A 20,058-nucleotide genomic window follows, 5' to 3' on the forward strand; every position below is an offset into this window, starting at 1 on the left:
GCCGGTCTGCTGGCCGCGCCACAACTGGCCGGCGTCGCCCTTGCTTCGTCAGACGCGGCGGCCGCCCACGTGCTGGCCAAGGCCCTGGCCGCACGCCCGGGCGCCATCCTGCCGCTGGTCACCGCGGCCGGCCATGTGCGCCAGCTCTACCGCTTCACGGCCGAGCAGACGCTGACGGTCAACACGGCGGCGGCCGGAGGGAATGCAGCGCTGCTGGCCGGCGTTCACTAACGTCGCGGTCCTCGGCCAAGGTGCTGCAAGCCGACCACCAGCAGGCAGACGATCAGCAGCACGCTGTATTCCGAGCCATTGCGCCCCAGGCCGACGACGAACCAGCCGGCCTTGGCGTGTACCAGCGCGATGCCGGTCGCGTAGATGGCCGCGAACAGCACGGCCAGCGGCGCGACCAGGCGCCCGGTCGCCAGCAGCAGCGAGCCGACGATCTCCAGCGCGGTGATGGCCCATGCCACGGCCGCGCCGGCCGGAATGCCCTGCGCGTCGAGAAAGCCGCCGAACGGCACCACGCCGCCCGCCCACCAGCGCGCCCAGCCGTGCGCGGCGATCAGGCCTGCCAGCGTCAGGCGCAGCAGCAGCCAGCCCAGGCGGGCGCGCTGGTCGGGGTTGTTCAGGTTCGGCAGCATGGCGCGGCGGCTGGTGGCGAAGCCGGTGTTGTCGACGTGCAGGCAGTGCTTGTCATCAGAGGAAGCCCGCGAACCCGATGGCCTTGCCGCTGCCACGCGCCTGCGCCACCATCGGGCCACGCGCCCGCTGTCACGGCGTGCAAGGGAGATGGCGATGTATCCATGGTTCTGGCTCTGGGCGCCGCAGCTGCACCTGCCCTTCAGCGGCGATGTCGCGCAGGACATCGAGCCGCGGCTCGACTGGTTCTTCAACGGCATCAGGCCCGAGGCCGGCGCCGCCCGCATCGAGGCGCGTGTCTTCGACGTGGCCAGCTACGGCCGCCAGCTCGGCGCCATCACCGACGCGCTGATCGACTTGGCCGAACGCCTGCCTGCGGATGTGGTGGCGGGTTCGGAGCCGCTGAAGGCCCTGCGCGTGATCCGGGACCGCATCGAGTCGGTCAAGGACGCCGAGTACGACCGTGAGCTGGTCGACCTGGAGGCACGCATCCAGCGCCTGCGCAAGCGCGGCGCGATCGCCTAGTCAGAAGCAGCCCGCCAGCCAGGCCGCCGTCTGCGGGCTGAGGCCGACGATTTTGTTCGTCGCCTGCCGGTAGAACTTGAAGTTCAGCTCGGTCTCGGGGCGACTGTCGCCCCAGTCGGCAAAAGGCTTGAGCTCGACGCGGCCGAGGTGGCGTGTGGCCGTCGCCGTGCGCTGGACCGTGATGTTGACGCGCGGGGTCTGCCGTTGGACGCCGGCTCGCCGGGCCGTGGCGTGCGCCGTCGTGACGACGCCTCGCGCGATCAGGCCGGCACCGCCCTCGTTCTCGCTTGCGAACAGGTAGATGACATCGCCCACCGCGATGCGCTTGCCGCCGTACATCGTCTTTTGCGCGATGAACTCGAACCGCTCGGCGGCGGGGTCGGCGATCTCGGCCTTGATGGCGAACATGGCGCCATCTTCGCTGCTTCAAAATCGGTGTCGATGACCGCTCCCGCCGCTCCCGACCCCGATCCGATGCCTCAGCCGCCGCCCGAGCCCGATCTCGACGCCTGCTGCGGCAATGGCTGCGACCCCTGCATCTTCGACCTCTACGACCTGGCCAAGGACGACTATCGCCGGGCGCTGAAGGCCTGGCGCGAGCGGCATCCCGACGTCAGCTGAACCAAGGGCCTTGCCATGTGCCGCAACATCCGCACCCTCTTCAACTTCGAGCCGCCCGCCACCGAGGTCGAGATCCGCGACGCCGCGCTGCAGTTCGTGCGCAAGCTCAGTGGCTTCAACGTGCCGTCGCAGGCCAACGCGGCGGCCTTCGACCATGCGGTGGCGGCCATCGCCGACGAGGCGCGCACGCTGATCGCATCTCTCGTGACGACGGCCGAGCCGAAGAACCGCGAGATCGAGGCGGCCAAAGCCAAGGCGCGTTCGGCCGAACGCTTCGGCCGTCAGGACGGCTGACGCACAATCGCGCGCCCTGGCTCTCGTAGACACCCCATGCGCCTGAAGCTCGCCCTGTCCTTCGTCGCCCTGCTGCTGCTCGTCGCGGCCTGGTTCGTCTTCGCCTGGCGCTGGAGCTACTCCGACGGCGAGCGCGCCGGCTGGGTGCAGAAGTTCTCGCGCAAGGGCTGGGTCTGCAAGACCTGGGAGGGCGAGCAGGCCCTCGTCTCGCTGCCCGGCACGGCCAGCGTCGAGAAGTTCTATTTCACCGTGCACGACGAGGCCACCGCCCAGGCCATCAACAAGGTCATGGGCCGGCGCGTCAACCTGCATTACGAAGAGAAGGTCGGCCTGCCCGGCTCCTGCTTCGGCGAGACGCGCTACTTCGTCACCGGTGTCACGCTGGTCGACGAGATCTCGCTGTCGCCCGGCGTCGTGGTGCCGGTGCCGCCGCAACTGCCGGCATCAGCGGCGAGCCAGTAAGCGCTTCGGCGCTGCTGTGTGGCGGGGTGCCGAGGTGCGGCACGGTCACTCGACAGCCGCAGGCTCGTTCTCCGTGCGCCGCTCAGGCTCCGTGGTGCGGAGGATTTCGCTCAGCACGGACGTGGCGTAGGTTCCGGCGGGCAAGGAGAACGTCAGCACCAGTTGATCGCCCTGCGGCCATTCCCATGACATGTCCAGCGGGCTCGCCACGAGGGCGCGGCGCTCTTGGTCCAGGCCCGCGTGCTCCATGCCGTCGCACAAGCTGGCGTGACGCTCAGCCACGGCGTTCTCCAGGGCCTGCGCTTGATCGGCGGTGCCGACGCGGCCCCGTCCCCACAGCGGCCCGGTGGGCCGGCCCGCCTCGTCCACCACATCACCGGGCACCGTTTTGCCCCAGAGGCCCTGCTGAATTCGCAGCGCCAGCACTTCATTGAAGACGAAGGAGCGCACCGCCGACAGGTAGATGCCCTTCTTCTTCGGGTTGCGCACGCGGATCTCGCGCGCCAGCATGGCTCGGCCTTGCTCGACGTTGCCGCCGTCATGGCCGAAGCGCTGGGCGCCGAAGTAGTTGGGCACGCCCTGTGACGCCACGGCTTTGAGATTGGCCTCGATGGCCTCGCGGTCGCCGGTCACATCACGCAGCACGATGCGGAATCGGTTGCCCTGCAGATCCCCGCGGCGCAGCTTCTTCACGTGGCGGCCCTGGCTCAGGACTTTGAACTCCGGGTGCTGGAGCAGGGTCAGGTCGGGCGTCTCTCCCTTCGGCAGATAGATGCTGAACCATTGACGGGTGATGGCGTAGCGGTCCTTGAGGCCGGCATAGCCAACGTCCCTTTCCTGCACACCGGCCGCCTCAGCCAGCTGCTCGGCGACGAAGGCGGTGTTGGCCCCGTTCTTCTCGACGTCCAGCCAGATGTGTTCGCCCTCACCGGAGGGGAGCTGCAGCGGCAATTCGGTCACGATGAAATCTTCGTTGAGGAATTTCAGCGTGGCGCTGGCGCCGCTGGCCGGATAAGCATTGGGCCACTGCGGCAAGGTCGTGTATTGAGCGTCGGTCATGAGCGTTTTGACAGCACCAGCTGTGAATAGGGCAGGCTGTCCAGCCGACCAGGGGCAGTCGAGCCGGTGATTTTCGCCGTCAACTCACGGACTTAGAGCGGCGGAAAGCGAATCGCGCCTTCCGCAGGCAACTTGTACATGCACGCAACGAAGAGTGGGCTGGCGAGCCAGCCGTTCAACCACGTCCTTACCGATGGCAAGTCCAGGGTTGCGAACCATCCCGGCGCCACTGCGGCGAACTGGCGGACGAAGGGAAACACTGCCAAGTCGGTAGCGCATGGCGAGGTGCCGCCCAGCCAGGGTGCGCTGTGCAGCCTCGCCTCCAGCGGTCGCAGCAGCACGTCCAGTGCCCTGCCGCGGTGTGCGTCTGGCGTGACCGTCTCGCTCACGTAGCGCTGGGCGTACTTCCAGCGGTCCAGGTGATGCTTGAAGTCACCGTCGTTTCGGTGGACCAAGTCAAGGTTCTCAGGCGACTGCGACCGCGCCCACCAGCCCTGCGCATCGGGTGCAGCCAGTGCCCAGCGCATGATGTCCCAGCTTTCCTCGATCACGCAGCCATCGGGCAACTGCAGCACCGGCACCGTTGCCTTGGGTGAGAGGGCCAGCAAGCTTGCTGGCTTGTCGCGCAAGCTGATCTCCACCGCCTCGAAGGCCTGCCCGGCCTGCAGCAGCGCCATCCTTGCGCGCATCGCGTAGGGGCAGCGGCGAAAGGTGTAGAGCCGCGGCAACCGTGGACCTGCGGTGGCGAGTGGCGCGTGCGGTGTCAAGGTCGATGTCTGCATGGGTAGGTGGGCCCTCGATAATCGATCGGACCCTGCTCGTTTTCGAGGTCTCTGGCTTTCATCATGGATAAATTCTTCCTGCAGCAGCAGGTGTTGGAACGGCTCGCCGAAGACCTGCTGCAGGCCGAACAGGCAGCGCGGGCGGCGCATGAAGCGGCAACCCACGAAGAAAATATCGCCGAGAACAAGTACGACACATTGGGTCTCGAAGCGGCCTACCTGGCCACTGGCCATGCTCGTCGCGCCGAAGCCGTTCGTCAGGCGATGACGAATTGGCGCCAGTTCCGCCCGCGCCCTTATGACGCCAGCCAAGGCATACAGCTAGGCGCCCTGGTTTGCCTCATCGATTCCGACGACCAGCAGCACCAGCTCTTTCTCGGCCCGGCTGGGGGCAGCATGAAGTTGGTCAGCGACGCTCAGCCCATTCAGGTCATCAGCGGCGAATCCCCGTTGGGCCGGGCCATGCTGGGTAAATGCGAGGGCGATGAGGTGTCGATACAAGTCGCTCCAGTTCGACAGCAGTTTGAGGTGCTGAAGGTTCAATAGGCCGCAAGCAACCTACCTGTTGCCACGCTCTGACAACGGTGTCCGGCGACACTAGCTGGATGTCGCTTTTCCAGTCCGTGTCCACGCGCTTTGAGCGCCTCGTCGACCCTTATCCCGATACCGCCGGTGCCGCGCCACCGACAGGTTTCTTCCCTTTCCTGTGGCGCTGCGCTGACGGTGTGCGGCCGCATCTGCTGGCGGTCACGCTGTTCACGGCTGGCATCGCCGCAGCCGAGGCGCTGCTGTTCAGCCTGATGGCCTCGCTGGTGGACTGGCTGGCCACCGTCAAGCCGGCCGAGCTGTGGGACAAGCCGCAGCCCGTCGTCGTCATGCTGCTGGCCGTGCTGGGCGTGAGTATCTTGCTGGCGACGGTGCAGGCGCTGATGAAGTACCAGGGCGTGTTCGGCAACTTCCCGATGCGGCTGCGCTGGCTCTTCCACCGCCGCATGCTGGCGCAGAGCCTGACCTTCTTCGGCGACGAGTTCGCCGGCCGCATCGCCACCAAGGTCATGCAGACCGCGCTGGCCGTGCGCGACACCTGGCTCATCGTCGTCGACATCCTCGTCTACGTGGCCGTCTACTTCGGCACGCTGGTGGCCATCGTCGCCAGTTTCGATGCCTGGCTGATGGCGCCCTTCGCGGTCTGGCTGGCCCTCTACATCGTCGCGCTGCGCTTCTTCGTGCCGCGCCTGGGCAAGGTGGCCCAGGCCCAGGCCGACGCGCGCAGCCTGATGACCGGCCGCATCACCGACGCCTATACCAACATCGCCACCGTCAAGCTGTTCGCCCACGGCCGCCGCGAGGCCGGCTATGCCAAGTCGGCGATGCAGGACTTCATGGTCACGGCCTACGCCCAGATGCGCCTGGTGACCGGCTTCGAGATCGTCAACACCTTCCTGTCGGCGTTGCTGGTGGGCAGCACGGCGCTGCTGGCGCTGTGGCTGTGGGGCGTGTCGGCCATCGGCGTCGGGGCGGTCGCTGCGGCCACCGCGATGGCGATGCGGCTGAACGGCATCTCGCACTGGGTCATGTGGGAGATGGCCTCGCTGTTCGAGCACATCGGCACCGTGCAGGACGGCCTGGCCACGCTGGCCAAGCCGCAGGCGATTGCCGATGCGAACGGTGCCACCGAGCTGACCGTGCCGAAAGGCGAGGTGCATTTCGAGAACCTGCGCTTTGCCTACCCCAACGGCAAGGTCGTCGTCGACCACCTGGACCTGAAGATCAGGCCCGGCGAGAAGATCGGCCTGGTCGGCCGCAGCGGCGCGGGCAAGAGCACGCTGGTCAACCTGCTGCTGCGCCTGTACGACATCCCGGAAGGCGGCGGCCGCATCCTCATCGACGGTCAGGACATCCGCGATGTCACCCAGGACTCGCTGCGCCGCCACATCGGCATGGTCACGCAGGACACCTCGTTGCTGCACCGCTCGGTGGCCGACAACATCCTCTACGGCCGGCCCGGCGCCAGCCAGGCCGAACTGGAGCGCGCGGCCGAGCGCGCCCATGCCGATGAGTTCATCGGCAGCCTGTCCGACGCCAAGGGCCGCACCGGCTTCGAAGCCCATGTGGGCGAGCGCGGCGTCAAGCTCAGTGGCGGCCAGCGCCAGCGCATCGCCATCGCCCGCGTGATGCTGAAGGACGCACCCATCCTGCTATTGGACGAGGCGACCAGCGCCCTCGACAGCGAGGTCGAGGCCGCTATCCAGCAGTCGCTCTACACGCTGATGGAAGGCAAGACCGTCGTGGCCATCGCGCACCGCCTGTCGACCATTGCCGCGCTCGACCGCCTTGTCGTCATGGACGCCGGCCGCATCGTCGAGCAGGGCACGCATGCCGAACTGCTGGCTCAGGGCGGCATCTATGCGCGGCTCTGGTCGCACCAGAGCGGCGGCTTCCTGGGCCTGGACGACTGAGTTCGCTCAGTCCATCACCGTCCAGCGCCCGTCGCGGCGCCGCAGCAGGCCCTGGAACACGGCGCCCTGGGCATCCGGCCCGATGCGCGCACAGACCTCTCGAAGGGCCGCGAGGCCTTCGTGCGAGTTGGCATCGCAGAAAGCCAGCACGTCGCGCGACGGAATGGCGACGACAGCGCCGTTGGGCGTCTTGTCCATGAAGAGGTGATCCCACAGCCCGTCCAGCAACACCAGGCAGGCCTCGTGGTCGCCGTCCAGCAGCAGGCCGTAATAGGGCGGATGCTCAACCAGGCGCATGCCCGGCTGGCCCTTGACCCGCTTCATCAGGTTGGCCAGCGCCTGGCGGTGCAAGGCATTCAGGCTCAGCCCGGCGTCGCGCAGGTCGTCGCGGTTCACCGACGTCCAGTGCGAGCCCGCATCGACGTGATAGCCCACGGCGAACACGCCGCCCGTCGCCCGCGTTGGCGGCATTTCAGCGTCGGCCGTCATGCCCGGCGGCAGCGGGCCGGAAATCTGCAGCTTGACCTCATCGCCCTCCGCCCAGCTGCCGTGGGCCACGCCGCGCAGCACGGGCAGGGCCTCCAGCGTGGGCGCACGCGGCGTGGCAGGCGTGGCGGCGGCCCCGGCGGGCGCGGCGGCGCGGCGGCGCTCACGCACCTCGGCCTGGCGGATCTTCGTCTCCAGCTCGGCACGCGCCGGGCGCATGTTCAGCCAGACATAGGTCGGCGCTGCCAGGCTCAGCACGGGCAAGGCGCAGGCCAGGAACAGCGGGTACTTGACGACGGCCGGCGTGCCCAGAAGCGGCGCGGCGCGGCTGATGACCCAGGGGCCGATGAACCAGCCGCCGACCCAGCCCACGACACCCAGTACCGGCTTCTGCACCAGCATGCCGAGCACGGCCGCCACCGTCACGCCGAACAGGATCCACACCGGCAGCGCCAGCGCCTTGAGCTGCTCGTCGCGAAGCAGCAGTGCATCCAGGTCGCCGGCGGTTGTCGTGTTCATGTTCTAGCCCTCCCCGGGAGTCATTTCGCGCGCAGTGTAGGCAAGCCGCCGCGCGGTCTCAGCGAGTCGTCAGCAGGGGGCTCACCGGCATTGCCGCGCCGCGCAGCCGGGCGTCCAGGAAGGCCGCGCTGACGCGCAGCGCCTCGTTCAGGTCGGCCAGGGCGGCCTCGGTCGCGCTGCCGCTGCGCGGGCCGCGTGGGACACCCCCTGCCGGCATCGGGCCGGCGCGCACGCCCATGGGGGCGCGCTGGACCGCGTGACCGCGATGCTGGTCCTGTTCCTGCCAGCCCTCTGGCGCCAGCGTGCCGGACAGCGCCGCGTGCGACACGCCGGCCAGGCTCAGCAGCCAGCCGGCGCCCGGCTGCATCGCGTCGAAGGCGCGGCGGCGCTCGGCGGGGCGGGTGACCAGGCCAAGGGCATCGCCGTCGATGTCGCTGGTGATCAGCAGCGCGGGTGGCGTCGCCGCGGCCGCGTCCATCGGCGGCGGGCTGATCGCGATGGCGGCCCGGGGTTGCCAGCCGGCGGCTTCGGCGCCGAGGTCCAGCGCGGTCTGCGCGCCGATCTCGTAGCCGGCGATCGCGCCGCGCTGCCAGTCCAGCGCCGCGCCGGCGTGGGCCTGCAGCGCGGGGACGAGGCGGCGCAGCGCCGCCAGGCGTGCTGCGCGCATCGCCTCGCCATAGTGCAGCTCGCCCAAAGCGCGGAACTCTCCCGTGCGCGCCAGCGGTGAGCGCCAGGCGGCGGCGTCGTCCTCCAGCGGCTGCACGGCCAGCATCGCATGACCAGCCAGGGCCCAGGCGGCCGCCCAGCGCTGGCCCGCGTCGCCGTCCTGGCCGATGCCGGGCAGGTAGACGACGACCGGCAGCGGCCCCGCCGCCACGTTGCGGCGCGTCAGCGTCACGCGCCGGCCCTGCAGCTCGAACTCGCTGACCGCCAGTTGCAGCTCGCGCGCAGCCGTCTCCGCCCAGGCCCGGGAAGGCGCGGGCGGACTGGCGCAGCCGCCGAGGAGGGCCAGCGTGCCGAGCAGGAGCTGGCGGCGATCAGGGCAGGGGTGGGTCATGGGCAGGACGATAGCCGCCTCGGGCGCGTGAAAACACCCGCTTAGACTCGCGCCCATGAGTGCAGAACTGATCGCTTTCATCGGCGGCGGCAACATGGCCAGCGCCATCATCGGTGGCCTGCTGCGCGCCGGCATGGCGGCTTCGCGCCTGGTGGTCGTCGAACCCCATGCGCCGCAGCGCGACAAGCTGGTCGGCGAGTTCGGCATCGCCGCACTCGCCGCGGGCGATGCCGTGCTGGCCGGTGCCGGCACCGTCGTCTGGGCCGTCAAGCCGCAGCTCTTCGGTGCGGCCGCCGAGCCGGTCAAGGCCTGGGTCGGTGGCGCGCTGCAGTTGTCGGTCATGGCGGGCATCCGCTCGGACGCCATCGTCGCGGCCACCGGCAGCGAGCGCATCGTGCGCGCCATGCCGAATACGCCCGCGTTGATCGGCAAGGGCATTGCCGGCCTGTATGGGCGGCCCGCCGTGTCGGCCGACGAGCGCACGCGCGTCGAGCGCCTGCTGGCGCCGACCGGCCAGACGCTGTGGGTCGATGCCGAGGACGACCTTGACGCCGTGACGGCGCTGTCGGGTTCGGGGCCGGCCTATTTCTTCTTCTTCGTCGAGGCCATGATGGCCGCGGCCGTCGACATGGGCCTGACGGCCGAGCAGGGCCGGCGCCTGGCGCTGGCCACCTGCGGCGGCGCGGCGGCGCTGGGCCTGGCGTCGGACGAGTCGCCCACCACCTTGCGCGAGCGCGTGACCAGCAAGGGCGGCACGACGCATGCCGCCATCACCTCGATGCAGGCGGATGCGGTCGATGCCGCCATCCGCCGTGCCGTGCTAGCAGCGCAGCAGCGCGCCGCCGAACTGGGCAAAGAGTTCGGCTGAACGTGGGCATCGCCACCCGTGACAGCCTGCGCGACTGGCTGCGCGCACCGGGCTCGCTGAGCCGCCGCCTGGCCCGCCTGGGCGAGCGCTTCGAGGTGCAGGTGCTGCGCCAGGGCGTGGCGCCGTTCCGGGCGCTGGAGCGTGCGGCACTCGGCCTGCCGCCGCGCGGCCTGACGGTGGTGCGCGAGGTCATCCTGCGCGTGGACGGTGAGCCGCTGGTCTGGGCACGTTCCGCCGTGCATCAGCGCGCCACCACTGGGCCGTGGCGGGCGCTCAAGGGCCTGGGCACCAAGCCCCTGGCACATCTGCTTTATGACGACCCGGCCATCAGCCGCAGCGAGCTGCAGCCGCGCCGACTCTCGCGCCACGGCCACACGCGCCGGCATGCCGAACGCCAATGGCTGGCAGCCACCGGCGCGGCAGCGTCGCCGCAGATGCTGTGGTCGCGGCATTCGGTGTTCAGCCGCGGCGGCGCGCAATTGCGCGTGATGGAGCTGTTCGCACCCGCCCTGGCCGGCAAGAAACCCGGGTGAACCCTTGATCGGCGGGGTCGCTACCTGTCCCGGAGCTGACCGGTTTTCAATGAAACTGTTTTCACGGCGTCATAAATTAGCGGCTCGCCCATAAGCCCCCATAAACTCAGTCAGTACCAGAGGGGCGTTAGTAGACCCGCCGGCAATGACGCAAGGTGGGCTGAATCACTGGGGGCGAAATGAACACACGTGATGTGGTGATCTTCAGCGGCGAGCGCTTTGTCGTGCCGCAATGCATACAAAGAATCGACCATTTGTCGACCCATGGCTGGCAGCTGCGCTACGGCGGCACCAAGCTGTATTCCGACCACAGCCAGGACGGCAGCGGCGCCAGGCGTGCGCTGGCAATGGCGACCAAAGAGCTGCTCAAACGCATCGCGACGATGCCCGCGCCTTCGCGCCTGCGCCGCACGCCGAGCCGCAAGAAGCAGAGCGACCTGCCCTCGGGCATCTCCGGCCCCATAGTTCGTCAGCGGGCCGGCAGTCGTGTCCGTGATTGCAGCTTCGCGGTAACCCTGCCTCGCTTCGGCGAGACACCGCTGGCGCGCAGCGTCTACATCGGCACAGAGAACACCTACACGGTCGAGCGCTACACCGAGGCGTTGCAACGCGCGGTCCTGCTGCGCGAGAAGGCCGAGGCCGCCTACCAGCGCGCCGCGACCAAGGAGCGCCGCGCCCAGGCCCAGGTGCTCAAGGTGCAGATGAGCGGCCTGCTCGGCAAGGGCTGATCGGGTCATATCGCGTCGGTCATCGCGACCGGCGCGTGCGCCGCATGAAACCGGTTTGAACCGGCGTGGGCGCTGGTAGCGCACACAATCGGCGGCTCGGCTTTCTGGCCTGCTGCCGTCCATGTCCTCTGCCTCTTTGCCCGACCGGTTTCTCGCGCTGCTGAATGCGCTGCGGCCCGCGCCGCAGGCGGTCAACGCACGTGAGCGCCTGCGCGTGCTGTTTGGCGCGGGCCTGGGCATCCTGCTGGCCGGTGCGCTCAGCCAGGGCGCCATGGCGCCCGGCCTGCCCTGGCTCGTGGCGCCGCTGGGCGCCAGCGCCGTGCTCGTGTTCGGCCTCCCGTCCAGCCCGTTGGCCCAGCCCTGGGCCGTCGTCGGCGGCAACACCGTGTCGGCCCTGGTCGGCATCGCCTGCCTGAACTGGCTGCCGCTGCCACCGCTGGTGATCGCGGCCGCCGCCGTCGGCCTGGCCATCGGCCTGATGTTTCTGCTGCGCTGCCTGCACCCACCCGGCGGCGCGGCGGCGCTGCTGATGGTGATGACGGCAACGACCGACTGGCATTTCGCCTTTGTGCCGGTGGCGCTGAACTCCCTGCTGCTGGTGCTGGCCGGCATGGTCTACAACAGCCTGACGGGCCGCCGCTACCCGCATGCCCAGCATGTGTCGGCGCCAGCGCCCAGCGCCGGGGCCACCGTGGCGCCACCGCGCTTCGGCGAGGCCGAGCTGGACGCCGTGCTGGCCCGCTACAACCAGGTGCTGGACGTGCCGCGCGACGACCTCGCCGACCTGCTGCACGAGGCCGAACTGCTGAGCTATCGCAACCGCCTGGGCGGGTTGCGCTGCGCGGACATCATGTCCAGCCCCGTCATCACCGTCGAGTTCGGCACGCCACTGGCCGAGGCCTGGGCGCTGCTGCAGCAGCACCGCATCAAGGCCCTGCCGGTGGTGGATCGCGTGCAGCGCATCGTCGGCATCGTCACGCGCGCTGACTTCATGCGGGCAGCGGAAGCGGAGCAGCGCGAGGGCTTGGCCGGACGGCTGCAAACCCTGCTGAGGCCATCGCCTTCGACGCACTCGACCAAGCCCGAAGTCGTCGGCCAGATCATGAGCCGCCAGGTGCGCGTGGCCAGCGCCGACCGACCGATTGCCGAGCTGGTGCCGCTGTTTTCCACCACCGGCCACCACCACATTCCCATCGTCGGCGAGCAAGCCCGGCTCGTCGGCATCCTTACCCAGTCCGATCTCGTGAAAGCTTTAAGCAGCCATGACCACTGAAACCATCTTCAACTGGGGCGTCATCGGCCCGGGCGGCATCGCCAACCGCTTTGCCGGCGCCCTGCCGGCCGTGCCTGGCGCGCGCCTGGCAGCGGTGTTCGCGCGCGACGCCGCCAAGGGCGAGGCCTATGCGGCGCAGTGGCAGCGCGACGGCGCAACGGCGCGCGTGACGACAACGCTCGCAGACCTGCTCGGCGACGCGTCCATTGACGCCGTCTACATCGCCACGCCGCACTCCAACCACGGCGAATACATCCGCGCCGCGCTGGAGGCCGGCAAGCCGGTGCTGTGTGAGAAGCCGCTGGTGACGACGCGCGCCGAAGGCCAGGTGCTGGTGGACCTGGCGCGCGAGAAGGGCGTCTTCTTGATGGAAGCGCTGTGGACGCGCTTCCTGCCCGCCTACGACCTGGCCGGCCGCATGCTGCGCGACGGCGCGATCGGCGAGCTGCGTGCGATGAACTCGACCTTCTGCTTCGCCTCGGTGTTCGACCCGCTGCACCGCCAGTGGAACCCGGCGCTGGCCGGCGGCTCGTTGTGGGACATCGGCATCTACAACCTCGCCGTGACGCGCTGGGTGCTGCAGCAGATGAACGACGGCGTCTGCCCCGAGCCCATCGCGATGGATGTGCAGGCCAAGATGGCACCGACCGGCGTGGATGCAGCAGTCAACGTGACGCTGCACTTCCCTGGCGGCGTCACGTCGCAGTTCCGCTGCGGTTTCGATGCGGCCTCGGTGAATGCCTTCGAGGCACTGGGTTCCAAGGCCAGCCTGCGTTTTCCAATGGACTTCTGGGGCTCGGAGGCCGTCGAGCTGGTCACGCGCAAGGAGCCGGCCGAACGCATGGCCGCGCCCTATGTCATCAACGGCTTCGAAGGCGAGATCGCCGAGGCGCAGGCCTGCATCCGCGCGGGCCTTGTCGAGAGCCCGCGCATGCCGCACGCCGAGACGCTGGCACTGCTCGGCTGGATGGACGCGATCCGAGCCCGTTTCCCGCAGGCCGCCTAACGCGGCAACAGCAGGCGGTTGCTGCGCGCCGGGTGGCGCTGCAGCGCCAGCGGCGCCGCGTCGACCGCGCTCTGTGCGCGCGCCGTCGCCAGCGCGCTCGGCTGCGCGGGGCACTGGCCCGTGGCGGCGTGGTTCAGCGCCGCGGCCAGCATGCCTTCCTGCGTGTCGCCCAGGGCGCGGCCGAGGTCGTCCTCGACCTTGCAGCCCGCCACGAAGCGCTGCGTCGGCCCGCTGCCGGGCTCGAAGCCATCGGAGTACTCGCCGAAGCCCTTGGCGTTGACGCCGGCGAACTCGATGGGGAAGTAGCTGATGCCGCAGTTGTCCTTGGCCGTGAAGCCATAGGGCTTGCCGCAGGTCTTGCCGCCGATCAGTACCACGTCGACGTTGACGCCGCGCAGGCCGTTGATGACGGCCTCGCTGGCCGAGCAGGTGCCCGACTGGGCCAGCACATAGACGCGGCTCAGGTTGAGCGTCGGCAGCGGCTGCACGCTGCTGCAGCGGCCGCCCACGGCGATGCACGACTCGGCGTAGAAGGGAGTCACCTCGTTCTCGGCGCTGCGCCGGGCGCTGAACTTCAGCGTCTCGAAGGCCTGACCGGCCGTGCGTGTGGTGCCGGCGATCATCGTCGCCAGTTCGCTGGCGAGGAACAGATAGCCGCCGCCGTTGTAGCGCAGGTCCAGCACCAGCTCGCTCACGCCGCGTGCGCGGAAGTCGCTGACGGCGGCAATCAACTGAGCCTCGGCCGTCAGCACATGGTCGTTGAAGACAAGGTAACCGGCGCGGGCACCGCTCGGCAGCGTCAGCACGCGTGCCTGCGGCACCGGGTTCTTGGTGATGCTGGCGCTGCTCAGGCTGCGCGTCAGCGTGCTGCCGCCGCGCTGGAAGACGAAGGCGTGCTGGCTGCCGGCTGAGCCGGGGTACAGACCGTCATACAGCCGGTCGACGCCGGCGTTGTCGCCGACATCGGCGCTGGTGCCGTCCACGCTGACCAGCTCGTCACCGCGCATCAACCCGGCAGAGGCGGCCGGGCTGCCGGGCTCCACATAGGCCACGCGGATGCGGCGCGGCGGGGTCGCATTGCCCAGCTTCCACTCGATGCCGTAGCCGGCCTCGACGCCGCTCTCGCTGAGCGCCTTCCACTCATCGGTCGGGTAGGTGAAGCTGAAGCGGTCGCGGCGTGCGCCGGAGTCGGTGGTCTGCGGCGACTTCAGCGCTTCGAAATAGGCGTCCATCGCGGCATAGCTGTCGCTGCCGCTGAAGTCGGCGCGGGCCGGGTCCACGCGCGGCACTTCGTCGCGCCACAGATAGGCCTCGTCGACATAGGCACGCAACCACTTCTTTTCGGTCTCCAGCGTCGAGTTGCGCTGGCTGGCCGCGGCCAGCGTATTGCCGGCTGCGCATTGCTGGGCAAAGCTGGCGGACGGGCCGGCTGGGTCGGCCGACGGGCCGACGACCGGCGGCGGGGTGGCGCCGCCGGGGTTGGGCGACGAGCCGCCCAGCAGCGGCGTGCCGGCCGGGCCGCCACCACCGCCGCAGCCGGCCAAGGGCAGCGACAAGAGCAGCGGCAGCAGCACGGCCAGCGTGGCCGCGCGGCGGGTTGAAAAAGACATGACAAAACTCCCTGATCAAGCGCAAGGCGGTCTGATGCCGCTGCGGGCGCAATTTAGCTCAGCTTGCGGCCCGTGCTGCGCTCGGTGGCGCCGTTACATGGCCCGCTGCCTGATCGACGTCAGCGCAAGGCCAGGTCAACGACCGTGCCGGCGAACACCGCAAAGCCCAGCCAATGGTTGGCACGAAAGGCTGTGAAGCAGCCCGCCCGGCTGCGCCGGTGGATGAGCCGGTAATGCCAGGCCGCCTGAGCCGCGGCCACCGCGATGCCGAGCAGGAACCAGCGCCCGAGGCCCAGGCGAAGGCCCAGCCCGGCCCACATGGCCAGATAGGCCGTGTAGAAGATCATGATGGCCGGCACGTCCCAGCGGCCCAAGGCGATGGCCGAGGAGCGCACGCCGATCTTCAGGTCATCGTCGCGGTCGACCATAGCGTATTCGGTGTCATAGGCCAGCACCCAGAACAGGTTGGCCACCAGCAGCGCCCAGGCCGACAGCGGCACGGCGCGCAGGTTCCACTCAATGCCGCCCAGCGCCGCCGCAAACGCCATCGGGATGCCGAACGAGAAAGCCACGCCCAGGACGGCCTGCGGCATGGCCAGCACGCGCTTGGCGAAGGGGTAGGCGATGGCCACCGCCAGGGCCGCGAAGCTCAGCAGAATGGCCGGCGGGTTGGTGGTCAGCACCAGGGCGAAAGACAACAGGGACAAGGCCGCGCCAAGGATCAGCGCCTCCTTCACCGACACCGCGCCGGTCGTCACCGGCCGCTGGGCGGTGCGCGCCACATGGCGGTCGAAATCGCGGTCGGCCACATCGTTGACGCAGCAGCCGGCCGAGCGCATCAGCACGGTGCCCAGCGTGAAGACGGCCAGCAGATGCCAGCCCGGCCAGCCGTCCGCCGCGATCCACAGCGCCGACAGCGTCGGCCACAGCAGCAGCAGCCAGCCGGCGGGGCGGTCCCAGCGGATCAGCTGCAGATAGAGCGCAAGCCGCGAGGGCGGCGCGGCAGCGGGAGCGGCGGTCGTCATGCGGGCATTTTCACGCGGCGCGGGGCGCCGGGGTGTTGGCATAGTCGCCAGCATGCCCATCACGCCCTTCCACTTCGGTCCCGGCGCCGCGCTGCATGCGCTGGCGCCGCGCCATGTCAGCTTCCTGGCTTTCTGCGCGGCCAATGGGCTGATCGATGTCGAGTCGCTCTACAACCTCGTGCATGGGCGCCAGCCGGTGCATGCCTTCTTTCACACCTATGTCGGTGCAAGCCTGGTGGCGCTGGGCATAGCAGCGCTGTTCCGGGCCTGGCTGCGGCTGATGCGCGGGCGGTTCAGCGGCGGGCTCGGGCTGCGGCAGGTCGTCATCGGCGCGACGCTGGGTGCGTGGACACATGTGCTGCTGGACAGCGTGATGCATGCCGACATCCAGCCACTGCAGCCCTTGTCGGCGGCAAACGGCCTGTACCGCATCGTGTCGCTGTCGGCGCTGCACTGGGGCTGCATCGCGGCCGGCGCGCTGGCGCTGCTGGTCATCGGCGTCCGGCGCCTGCGGGCGACGCGGCAGTAGTTATTCCCTGGCTGGCGCACGGCCATGCAGGGCGCCCCTAAAGTCGCCCAACCTTGTGTTCACCTGCGCCACCATGTCAGCCCTCGACGACTTTCCCATCACGAAGAAATGGCCCGCGACCCACCCCGAGCGTCTGCAGCTCTACTCGCTGCCCACGCCCAACGGCGTCAAGGTGGCCATTGCGCTGGAGGAACTGGGCCTGGAGTACGAGCCCCACCTCGTCAAGTTCGACACCAACGACCAGCTCACACCTGAGTTCATGTCGCTGAATCCGAACAACAAGATCCCCGCCATCATCGACCCGCGCGGCCCGGGCGGCGTGCCGCTGCCGCTGTTCGAGAGCGGCGCCATCCTGATCTACCTTGCCGACAAGACCGGCCGGCTGCTGCCCCCGGACGGCGCTCGCCGCTACGAGACCATCCAGTGGCTGATGTTCCAGATGGGCGGCGTCGGGCCGATGTTTGGCCAGCTCGGCTTCTTCCACAAGTTTGCCGGCAAGGACTATGAAGACAAGCGGCCGCGCGACCGCTACGCGGCAGAGGCGCGTCGCCTGCTCGGCGTGCTGGATGGCCACCTGAAGGGTAAGGCCTGGATCATGGGCGACGAGTACAGCATCGCCGACATCGCGACCTGGCCTTGGGTCAACAACCTGGTCGGCTTCTATGGCGCCGGGGAGTTGGTCGGTTATGGCGACTTCGCGGAAGTCGACCGCGTGCTCCAGGCCTTCCTGGCGCGGCCGGCGGTCCAGCGCGGCCTCAAGATCCCCGCCCGCGACTAGGGTCAGTGCACGCCGCCCGTCAGGTCTCGTGCACGTTGCAGCGCATCGGCCACGATGCGCGCCGCCGTCTGGCACAGCGCCGGCGTGTGGTCGGCCATCACCTGCATGCGCAGCCGCGCGCTGTTCATAGACACGGCCGGGTACTCCACCAGGTTGGCCAGCAGGCCGGCCTGACTCATCTCGCGGCTGGCCACGCGGGCCAGTGCGTCGGGCCCGAGCATGACCGGCACGATGGGTGAGGGCTGTCCCAGAACGCTGATGCCCTGCTCGGTCAACGCGCCGCGCAGCGCGAGGATGGCGCGCATCAGGCGGCCGCGGCGGTCGACGCCCTCGGCCGAGCGCACGATGGCCAGGCAGGCCCGGATGATGGCCACCTGGACCGGCGACAGCGCATTCGAGAAGGTGTTGGGCGCCGCATAGAAGCGCAGGTATTCCTTGATGGCGCGGTCGTGGCTGGCGACGAAGCCGCCGTTGGATGCGAAGGTCTTGGAGAACGAGCCCATCACCAGGTCCACCTGGCCCAGCAGGCCCTGCAGCTCCAGCTGGCCGCCGCCGCCCGGCCCCAGGCTGCCGAGGTCATGGGCCACGTCCACCATCAGCAGCGCGCCGTGCTCGCGCGCCACGGCCTGCAGGCGGGCGATGTCGGGCGCGTCGGCGTCCATCGAGAAGCAGCCCTCGGTGACGACGAGGATGCCGTTGTGCGGGTCGCGCTGGCGAACGCGCCTGAGCAGGCGCTCGGCATGGTCGACGTCCAGGTGGCGGTGCAGGTGGATGTTGGGCGTGGCCGCGCGGGCGCCCTCGTGCAGGCAGTTGTGGGCCAGCTGGTCGATGATGATGTGGTCGGTCTCGCGCACCAGGCCCTTGATGGCGCCGAAGCCCGCCGCCCAGCCGGTCGGGAACAGCAGCACCTCGGGCATGCGCAGCAGCTCGCCCAGCTCGGCCTCCAGCGCCGTGGCCTCCTCGACATTGCCGGCCAGCGCCGTGGAGCCGGCGCTGTGCACGCCGTAGCGCTCCATCGCTGCCTGGGCCGCCGCGCAGACCTTGGGATGGCGGGCCAGCGACAGGTATTCCTGCGATGAGAAGTTCAGCCCCGCATGGCGCTGGCCGTCCAGCAGCATCAGCTCGGCCGTTGCGCCCGGCCGGCCACCCAGGCGCTTGGCATAGGGAAAGACGCCGTGCGACACCCGCGTCTGTGCCCAGGCGTGGAAGGCCTGGGCCTTGGCGGCGAGGTCGGTGCCAGGTCTTGTCAGGTAGTCGAACGACGAGCCCTGAAGCTCGGCGCCATCGCTCGCGGCAATGGTGATTTCCGGCATCGTGTCATCGACCCGGTCCAGCAGTTCTTCCATATCAGCCCCCAAATCAACAAAGTCATCTTGTGGGGGCGGACTGTGCGCAGTGGCGGCCCGGCTGACATCCGCACTTCTGTCGAGCGGCGGCGACTACGAGGGGCGTTCTGCGCCTCCGGCTGGATCAGTCGAGCGAGGTTATCCGGTCGCCGGGTTGCGGCTGGCAGCCAGCGGCCAGCGGTGCGCCGCCCTCGCGCTGCACCACGCCTTGCGGCCCGTGGCAGAACTCCAGGCGCCGGGCCGTCGGCCAGCGCTGCAGCGCGAAAGTCTCGACGCTGGCCGGCAGGCTGGTCTGCACGGCGCCGGCGCCGAGCTGCTCCGGCGGGTGGTCGTCGAAATGCAGCCAGGGCACGAAGCGGCCGGCCAGCATCAGCCATGGCGAGGCCTGCACGGGCACGGGCGCGTAGCCCTCGCGCTGAAGCCAGGCCTGTGTGTCTGCGCGCGCGGCCAGTCCGGTGGCGGACGCGGCGATCAGCTCGGCCACCCACTGGTTGCAGTTCTGGTACCGCGTGCTGAACGGGTAGGCGTTGGCGCTGTAGCGTGCGTTCAGCAGGCCCAACGCGACGCTCTTGTCCAGCGCAGCGGCGGCCAGCGGGCCGGCGGCCTCGGGGGGCAGCAGCAGCAGGCTGACATAGCCGATTTCGGCGTCGTCGCTGCCGGTCACGAAGCCGGCCAGGCCCTGGTCGAACAGCCGCGCCTGGCCCTCGGCGCAGGCGTAGTAGAGCTGGCGCACGGCCCAGGGCGTGCCCAACCCGTCGGCCAACGCCACGGCAGAGTGGGAGTAGCGCAGGCCGAAGCGGGACAGGTCGGTGCCTGAGCGGGCAATCAGCGCGGCCTGCGCGCCGGAGGCGGCCAGCGCCTCGCGGATGACGGCCGCAAAGCGCAGCAGGCGGTCCTGCTGCGTGGCGGTGATGCTGACGGGGCGGTCGCAGCCTTGCGGCAGCGAGCCGGCCTGCGCCCCGGCGGCGGCGGCCAGCAGCAGGGCCGCTACCGACCGTCTCAAGGCTTGACGACGCGCGCGGCCAGCTCTCGATGCCAGGCGTCTTCCAGCACCAGGAAGAAAGCCTGGCCGGTGTCGGCATGCGCGAACGCGACGCCATAGGGCTGCGGCGTGGCCTGCACCGCGTCGCCGACGTTGACGGCGCGCGCGGCCAGCGCCTGCTGGGGCAGGGTCAGCTCGACGGTGTCGTTGGGTTGCGCTGCACCGTCCCGCGCCAGTGTCAGTCGCAGCTTGCCGGCGTCGGCCTGGGCCACCTCGGTGACGCGGTAGCGGCCCTCGGCGCGCTTGTCGCCGCCGGTGCTGCTGCCCGACGAGGCCTTGAAGGAGTCGGACACGCTGCCCGATGACGCCGAACCAGCGCCTGCGGCCGAGGAGGCGAACGAGGTGGCCTGGGCGGCGCTGGCAGTGAGCAGGGCCAGGGTGGCTATGAGGACAAGGCGCATCGTGGGCTCGCTGGGC

General features: G+C 69.7%; 24 protein-coding genes. 13 read left to right on the forward strand and 11 right to left on the reverse strand.

The genetic code is table 11. From position 1 onward, the window contains the following. Positions 1–227: 227 nt before the first annotated feature. Positions 228–641, reverse strand: coding sequence for a DoxX family protein (locus ASC81_RS13930; RefSeq protein WP_200946847.1), 414 nt, complete (start codon positions 639–641; stop codon positions 228–230). Between the two features lie 154 nt (positions 642–795). Here ASC81_RS13930 and ASC81_RS27540 point away from each other — a divergent pair, with 154 nt between their 5' ends. Continuing rightward, a complete protein-coding gene (locus tag ASC81_RS27540; RefSeq protein ID WP_200946849.1) occupies positions 796–1,164 on the forward strand; it encodes a hypothetical protein in 369 nt (122 codons plus the stop codon). Here ASC81_RS27540 and ASC81_RS13940 read toward each other — a convergent pair whose 3' ends face one another. After that, positions 1,165–1,572, reverse strand: coding sequence for a hypothetical protein (locus tag ASC81_RS13940; protein WP_056268131.1), 408 nt, complete (start codon positions 1,570–1,572; stop codon positions 1,165–1,167). It abuts the gene before it with no gap. Between the two features lie 33 nt (positions 1,573–1,605). Here ASC81_RS13940 and ASC81_RS13945 point away from each other — a divergent pair, with 33 nt between their 5' ends. The 3 genes from ASC81_RS13945 to ASC81_RS13955 are packed head-to-tail and all read left to right on the forward strand — an operon-like array spanning position 1,606 to position 2,541. Next, entirely contained in the window at positions 1,606–1,785 is a 180-nt protein-coding gene (locus ASC81_RS13945) for an oxidoreductase-like domain-containing protein (protein ID WP_056268134.1), read from the forward strand. A 15-nt stretch (positions 1,786–1,800) separates the two neighbouring features. After that, on the forward strand, positions 1,801–2,079 hold the full coding sequence (locus tag ASC81_RS13950) for a DUF2277 domain-containing protein (protein ID WP_056268135.1): 279 nt from the start codon (positions 1,801–1,803) through the stop codon (positions 2,077–2,079). A gap of 36 nt (positions 2,080–2,115) precedes the next feature. After that, positions 2,116–2,541: a hypothetical protein gene (locus ASC81_RS13955; RefSeq protein ID WP_056268138.1), complete on the forward strand. Its 426-nt coding sequence runs from the start codon at positions 2,116–2,118 to the stop codon at positions 2,539–2,541. 45 nt (positions 2,542–2,586) lie between these two features. Here ASC81_RS13955 and truD read toward each other — a convergent pair whose 3' ends face one another. Then, a complete protein-coding gene (truD, locus tag ASC81_RS13960; protein ID WP_056268141.1) occupies positions 2,587–3,600 on the reverse strand; it encodes a tRNA pseudouridine(13) synthase TruD in 1,014 nt (337 codons plus the stop codon). Positions 3,601–3,692: 92 nt separating this feature from the next. Further along, positions 3,693–4,382 (reverse strand): glutathione S-transferase, encoded by a 690-nt coding sequence (locus tag ASC81_RS13965; protein ID WP_056268143.1) that lies wholly within the window; start codon positions 4,380–4,382, stop codon positions 3,693–3,695. A gap of 63 nt (positions 4,383–4,445) precedes the next feature. Between ASC81_RS13965 and ASC81_RS13970 the strand changes: the two genes are divergently transcribed. Continuing rightward, the gene (locus ASC81_RS13970) at positions 4,446–4,928 is read left to right on the forward strand and encodes a GreA/GreB family elongation factor (protein WP_056268146.1); all 483 of its coding nucleotides are present in this window, start codon (positions 4,446–4,448) and stop codon (positions 4,926–4,928) included. Positions 4,929–4,987: 59 nt separating this feature from the next. Next, positions 4,988–6,841 (forward strand): ABC transporter ATP-binding protein, encoded by a 1,854-nt coding sequence (locus tag ASC81_RS13975; protein WP_056268150.1) that lies wholly within the window; start codon positions 4,988–4,990, stop codon positions 6,839–6,841. Between the two features lie 6 nt (positions 6,842–6,847). On the opposite strand, the gene ASC81_RS13980 is transcribed toward ASC81_RS13975, so the two are convergent. Further along, complete coding sequence (locus tag ASC81_RS13980; RefSeq protein ID WP_056268153.1) at positions 6,848–7,846, reverse strand: hypothetical protein; 999 nt, start codon at positions 7,844–7,846, stop codon at positions 6,848–6,850. Between the two features lie 58 nt (positions 7,847–7,904). Continuing rightward, positions 7,905–8,903, reverse strand: coding sequence for a hypothetical protein (locus tag ASC81_RS13985; protein ID WP_056268156.1), 999 nt, complete (start codon positions 8,901–8,903; stop codon positions 7,905–7,907). A 55-nt stretch (positions 8,904–8,958) separates the two neighbouring features. Between ASC81_RS13985 and proC the strand changes: the two genes are divergently transcribed. The 5 genes from proC to ASC81_RS14010 all read left to right on the forward strand — a co-directional run bounded on the left by proC (position 8,959) and on the right by ASC81_RS14010 (position 13,311). Next, positions 8,959–9,771, forward strand: coding sequence for a pyrroline-5-carboxylate reductase (proC, locus tag ASC81_RS13990; RefSeq protein WP_056268159.1), 813 nt, complete (start codon positions 8,959–8,961; stop codon positions 9,769–9,771). A gap of 2 nt (positions 9,772–9,773) precedes the next feature. Beyond that, a complete protein-coding gene (locus ASC81_RS13995) occupies positions 9,774–10,304 on the forward strand; it encodes a chorismate lyase (RefSeq protein WP_056268162.1) in 531 nt (176 codons plus the stop codon). 179 nt (positions 10,305–10,483) lie between these two features. After that, positions 10,484–11,032: a hypothetical protein gene (locus tag ASC81_RS14000; RefSeq protein ID WP_056268166.1), complete on the forward strand. Its 549-nt coding sequence runs from the start codon at positions 10,484–10,486 to the stop codon at positions 11,030–11,032. Between the two features lie 121 nt (positions 11,033–11,153). Then, the gene (locus ASC81_RS14005) at positions 11,154–12,305 is read left to right on the forward strand and encodes an HPP family protein (RefSeq protein WP_156392114.1); all 1,152 of its coding nucleotides are present in this window, start codon (positions 11,154–11,156) and stop codon (positions 12,303–12,305) included. Then, a complete protein-coding gene (locus ASC81_RS14010; RefSeq protein ID WP_056268172.1) occupies positions 12,295–13,311 on the forward strand; it encodes a Gfo/Idh/MocA family protein in 1,017 nt (338 codons plus the stop codon). Before ASC81_RS14005 ends, ASC81_RS14010 begins: the two co-directional genes overlap by 11 nt. Here ASC81_RS14010 and ASC81_RS14015 read toward each other — a convergent pair. Then, the gene (locus tag ASC81_RS14015; RefSeq protein ID WP_056268176.1) at positions 13,308–14,921 is read right to left on the reverse strand and encodes a S41 family peptidase; all 1,614 of its coding nucleotides are present in this window, start codon (positions 14,919–14,921) and stop codon (positions 13,308–13,310) included. The two genes, ASC81_RS14010 and ASC81_RS14015, sit on opposite strands and share 4 nt — an antisense overlap. A 119-nt stretch (positions 14,922–15,040) precedes the next feature. Beyond that, positions 15,041–15,946: a 4-hydroxybenzoate octaprenyltransferase gene (ubiA, locus tag ASC81_RS14020; RefSeq protein ID WP_056268180.1), complete on the reverse strand. Its 906-nt coding sequence runs from the start codon at positions 15,944–15,946 to the stop codon at positions 15,041–15,043. 52 nt (positions 15,947–15,998) lie between these two features. Here ubiA and ASC81_RS14025 point away from each other — a divergent pair, with 52 nt between their 5' ends. Further along, positions 15,999–16,475, forward strand: coding sequence for a hypothetical protein (locus ASC81_RS14025; RefSeq protein WP_056268183.1), 477 nt, complete (start codon positions 15,999–16,001; stop codon positions 16,473–16,475). 73 nt (positions 16,476–16,548) lie between these two features. After that, a complete protein-coding gene (locus tag ASC81_RS14030; RefSeq protein WP_056269029.1) occupies positions 16,549–17,253 on the forward strand; it encodes a glutathione S-transferase N-terminal domain-containing protein in 705 nt (234 codons plus the stop codon). A gap of 2 nt (positions 17,254–17,255) precedes the next feature. On the opposite strand, the gene ASC81_RS14035 is transcribed toward ASC81_RS14030, so the two are convergent. The 3 genes from ASC81_RS14035 to ASC81_RS14045 all read right to left on the reverse strand — a co-directional run bounded on the left by ASC81_RS14035 (position 17,256) and on the right by ASC81_RS14045 (position 20,042). Beyond that, positions 17,256–18,599, reverse strand: coding sequence for an aminotransferase class I/II-fold pyridoxal phosphate-dependent enzyme (locus ASC81_RS14035; RefSeq protein WP_056268187.1), 1,344 nt, complete (start codon positions 18,597–18,599; stop codon positions 17,256–17,258). Between the two features lie 124 nt (positions 18,600–18,723). Further along, complete coding sequence (locus ASC81_RS14040) at positions 18,724–19,602, reverse strand: DUF2145 domain-containing protein (RefSeq protein WP_056268190.1); 879 nt, start codon at positions 19,600–19,602, stop codon at positions 18,724–18,726. Next, positions 19,599–20,042, reverse strand: coding sequence for a hypothetical protein (locus tag ASC81_RS14045; RefSeq protein ID WP_056268193.1), 444 nt, complete (start codon positions 20,040–20,042; stop codon positions 19,599–19,601). The genes ASC81_RS14040 and ASC81_RS14045 overlap by 4 nt, the downstream gene beginning before the upstream one ends. Positions 20,043–20,058: the final 16 nt, after the last annotated feature.

It is taken from the genome of Pelomonas sp. Root405 (assembly GCF_001425165.1).
Classification (GTDB): domain Bacteria; phylum Pseudomonadota; class Gammaproteobacteria; order Burkholderiales; family Burkholderiaceae_C; genus Pelomonas.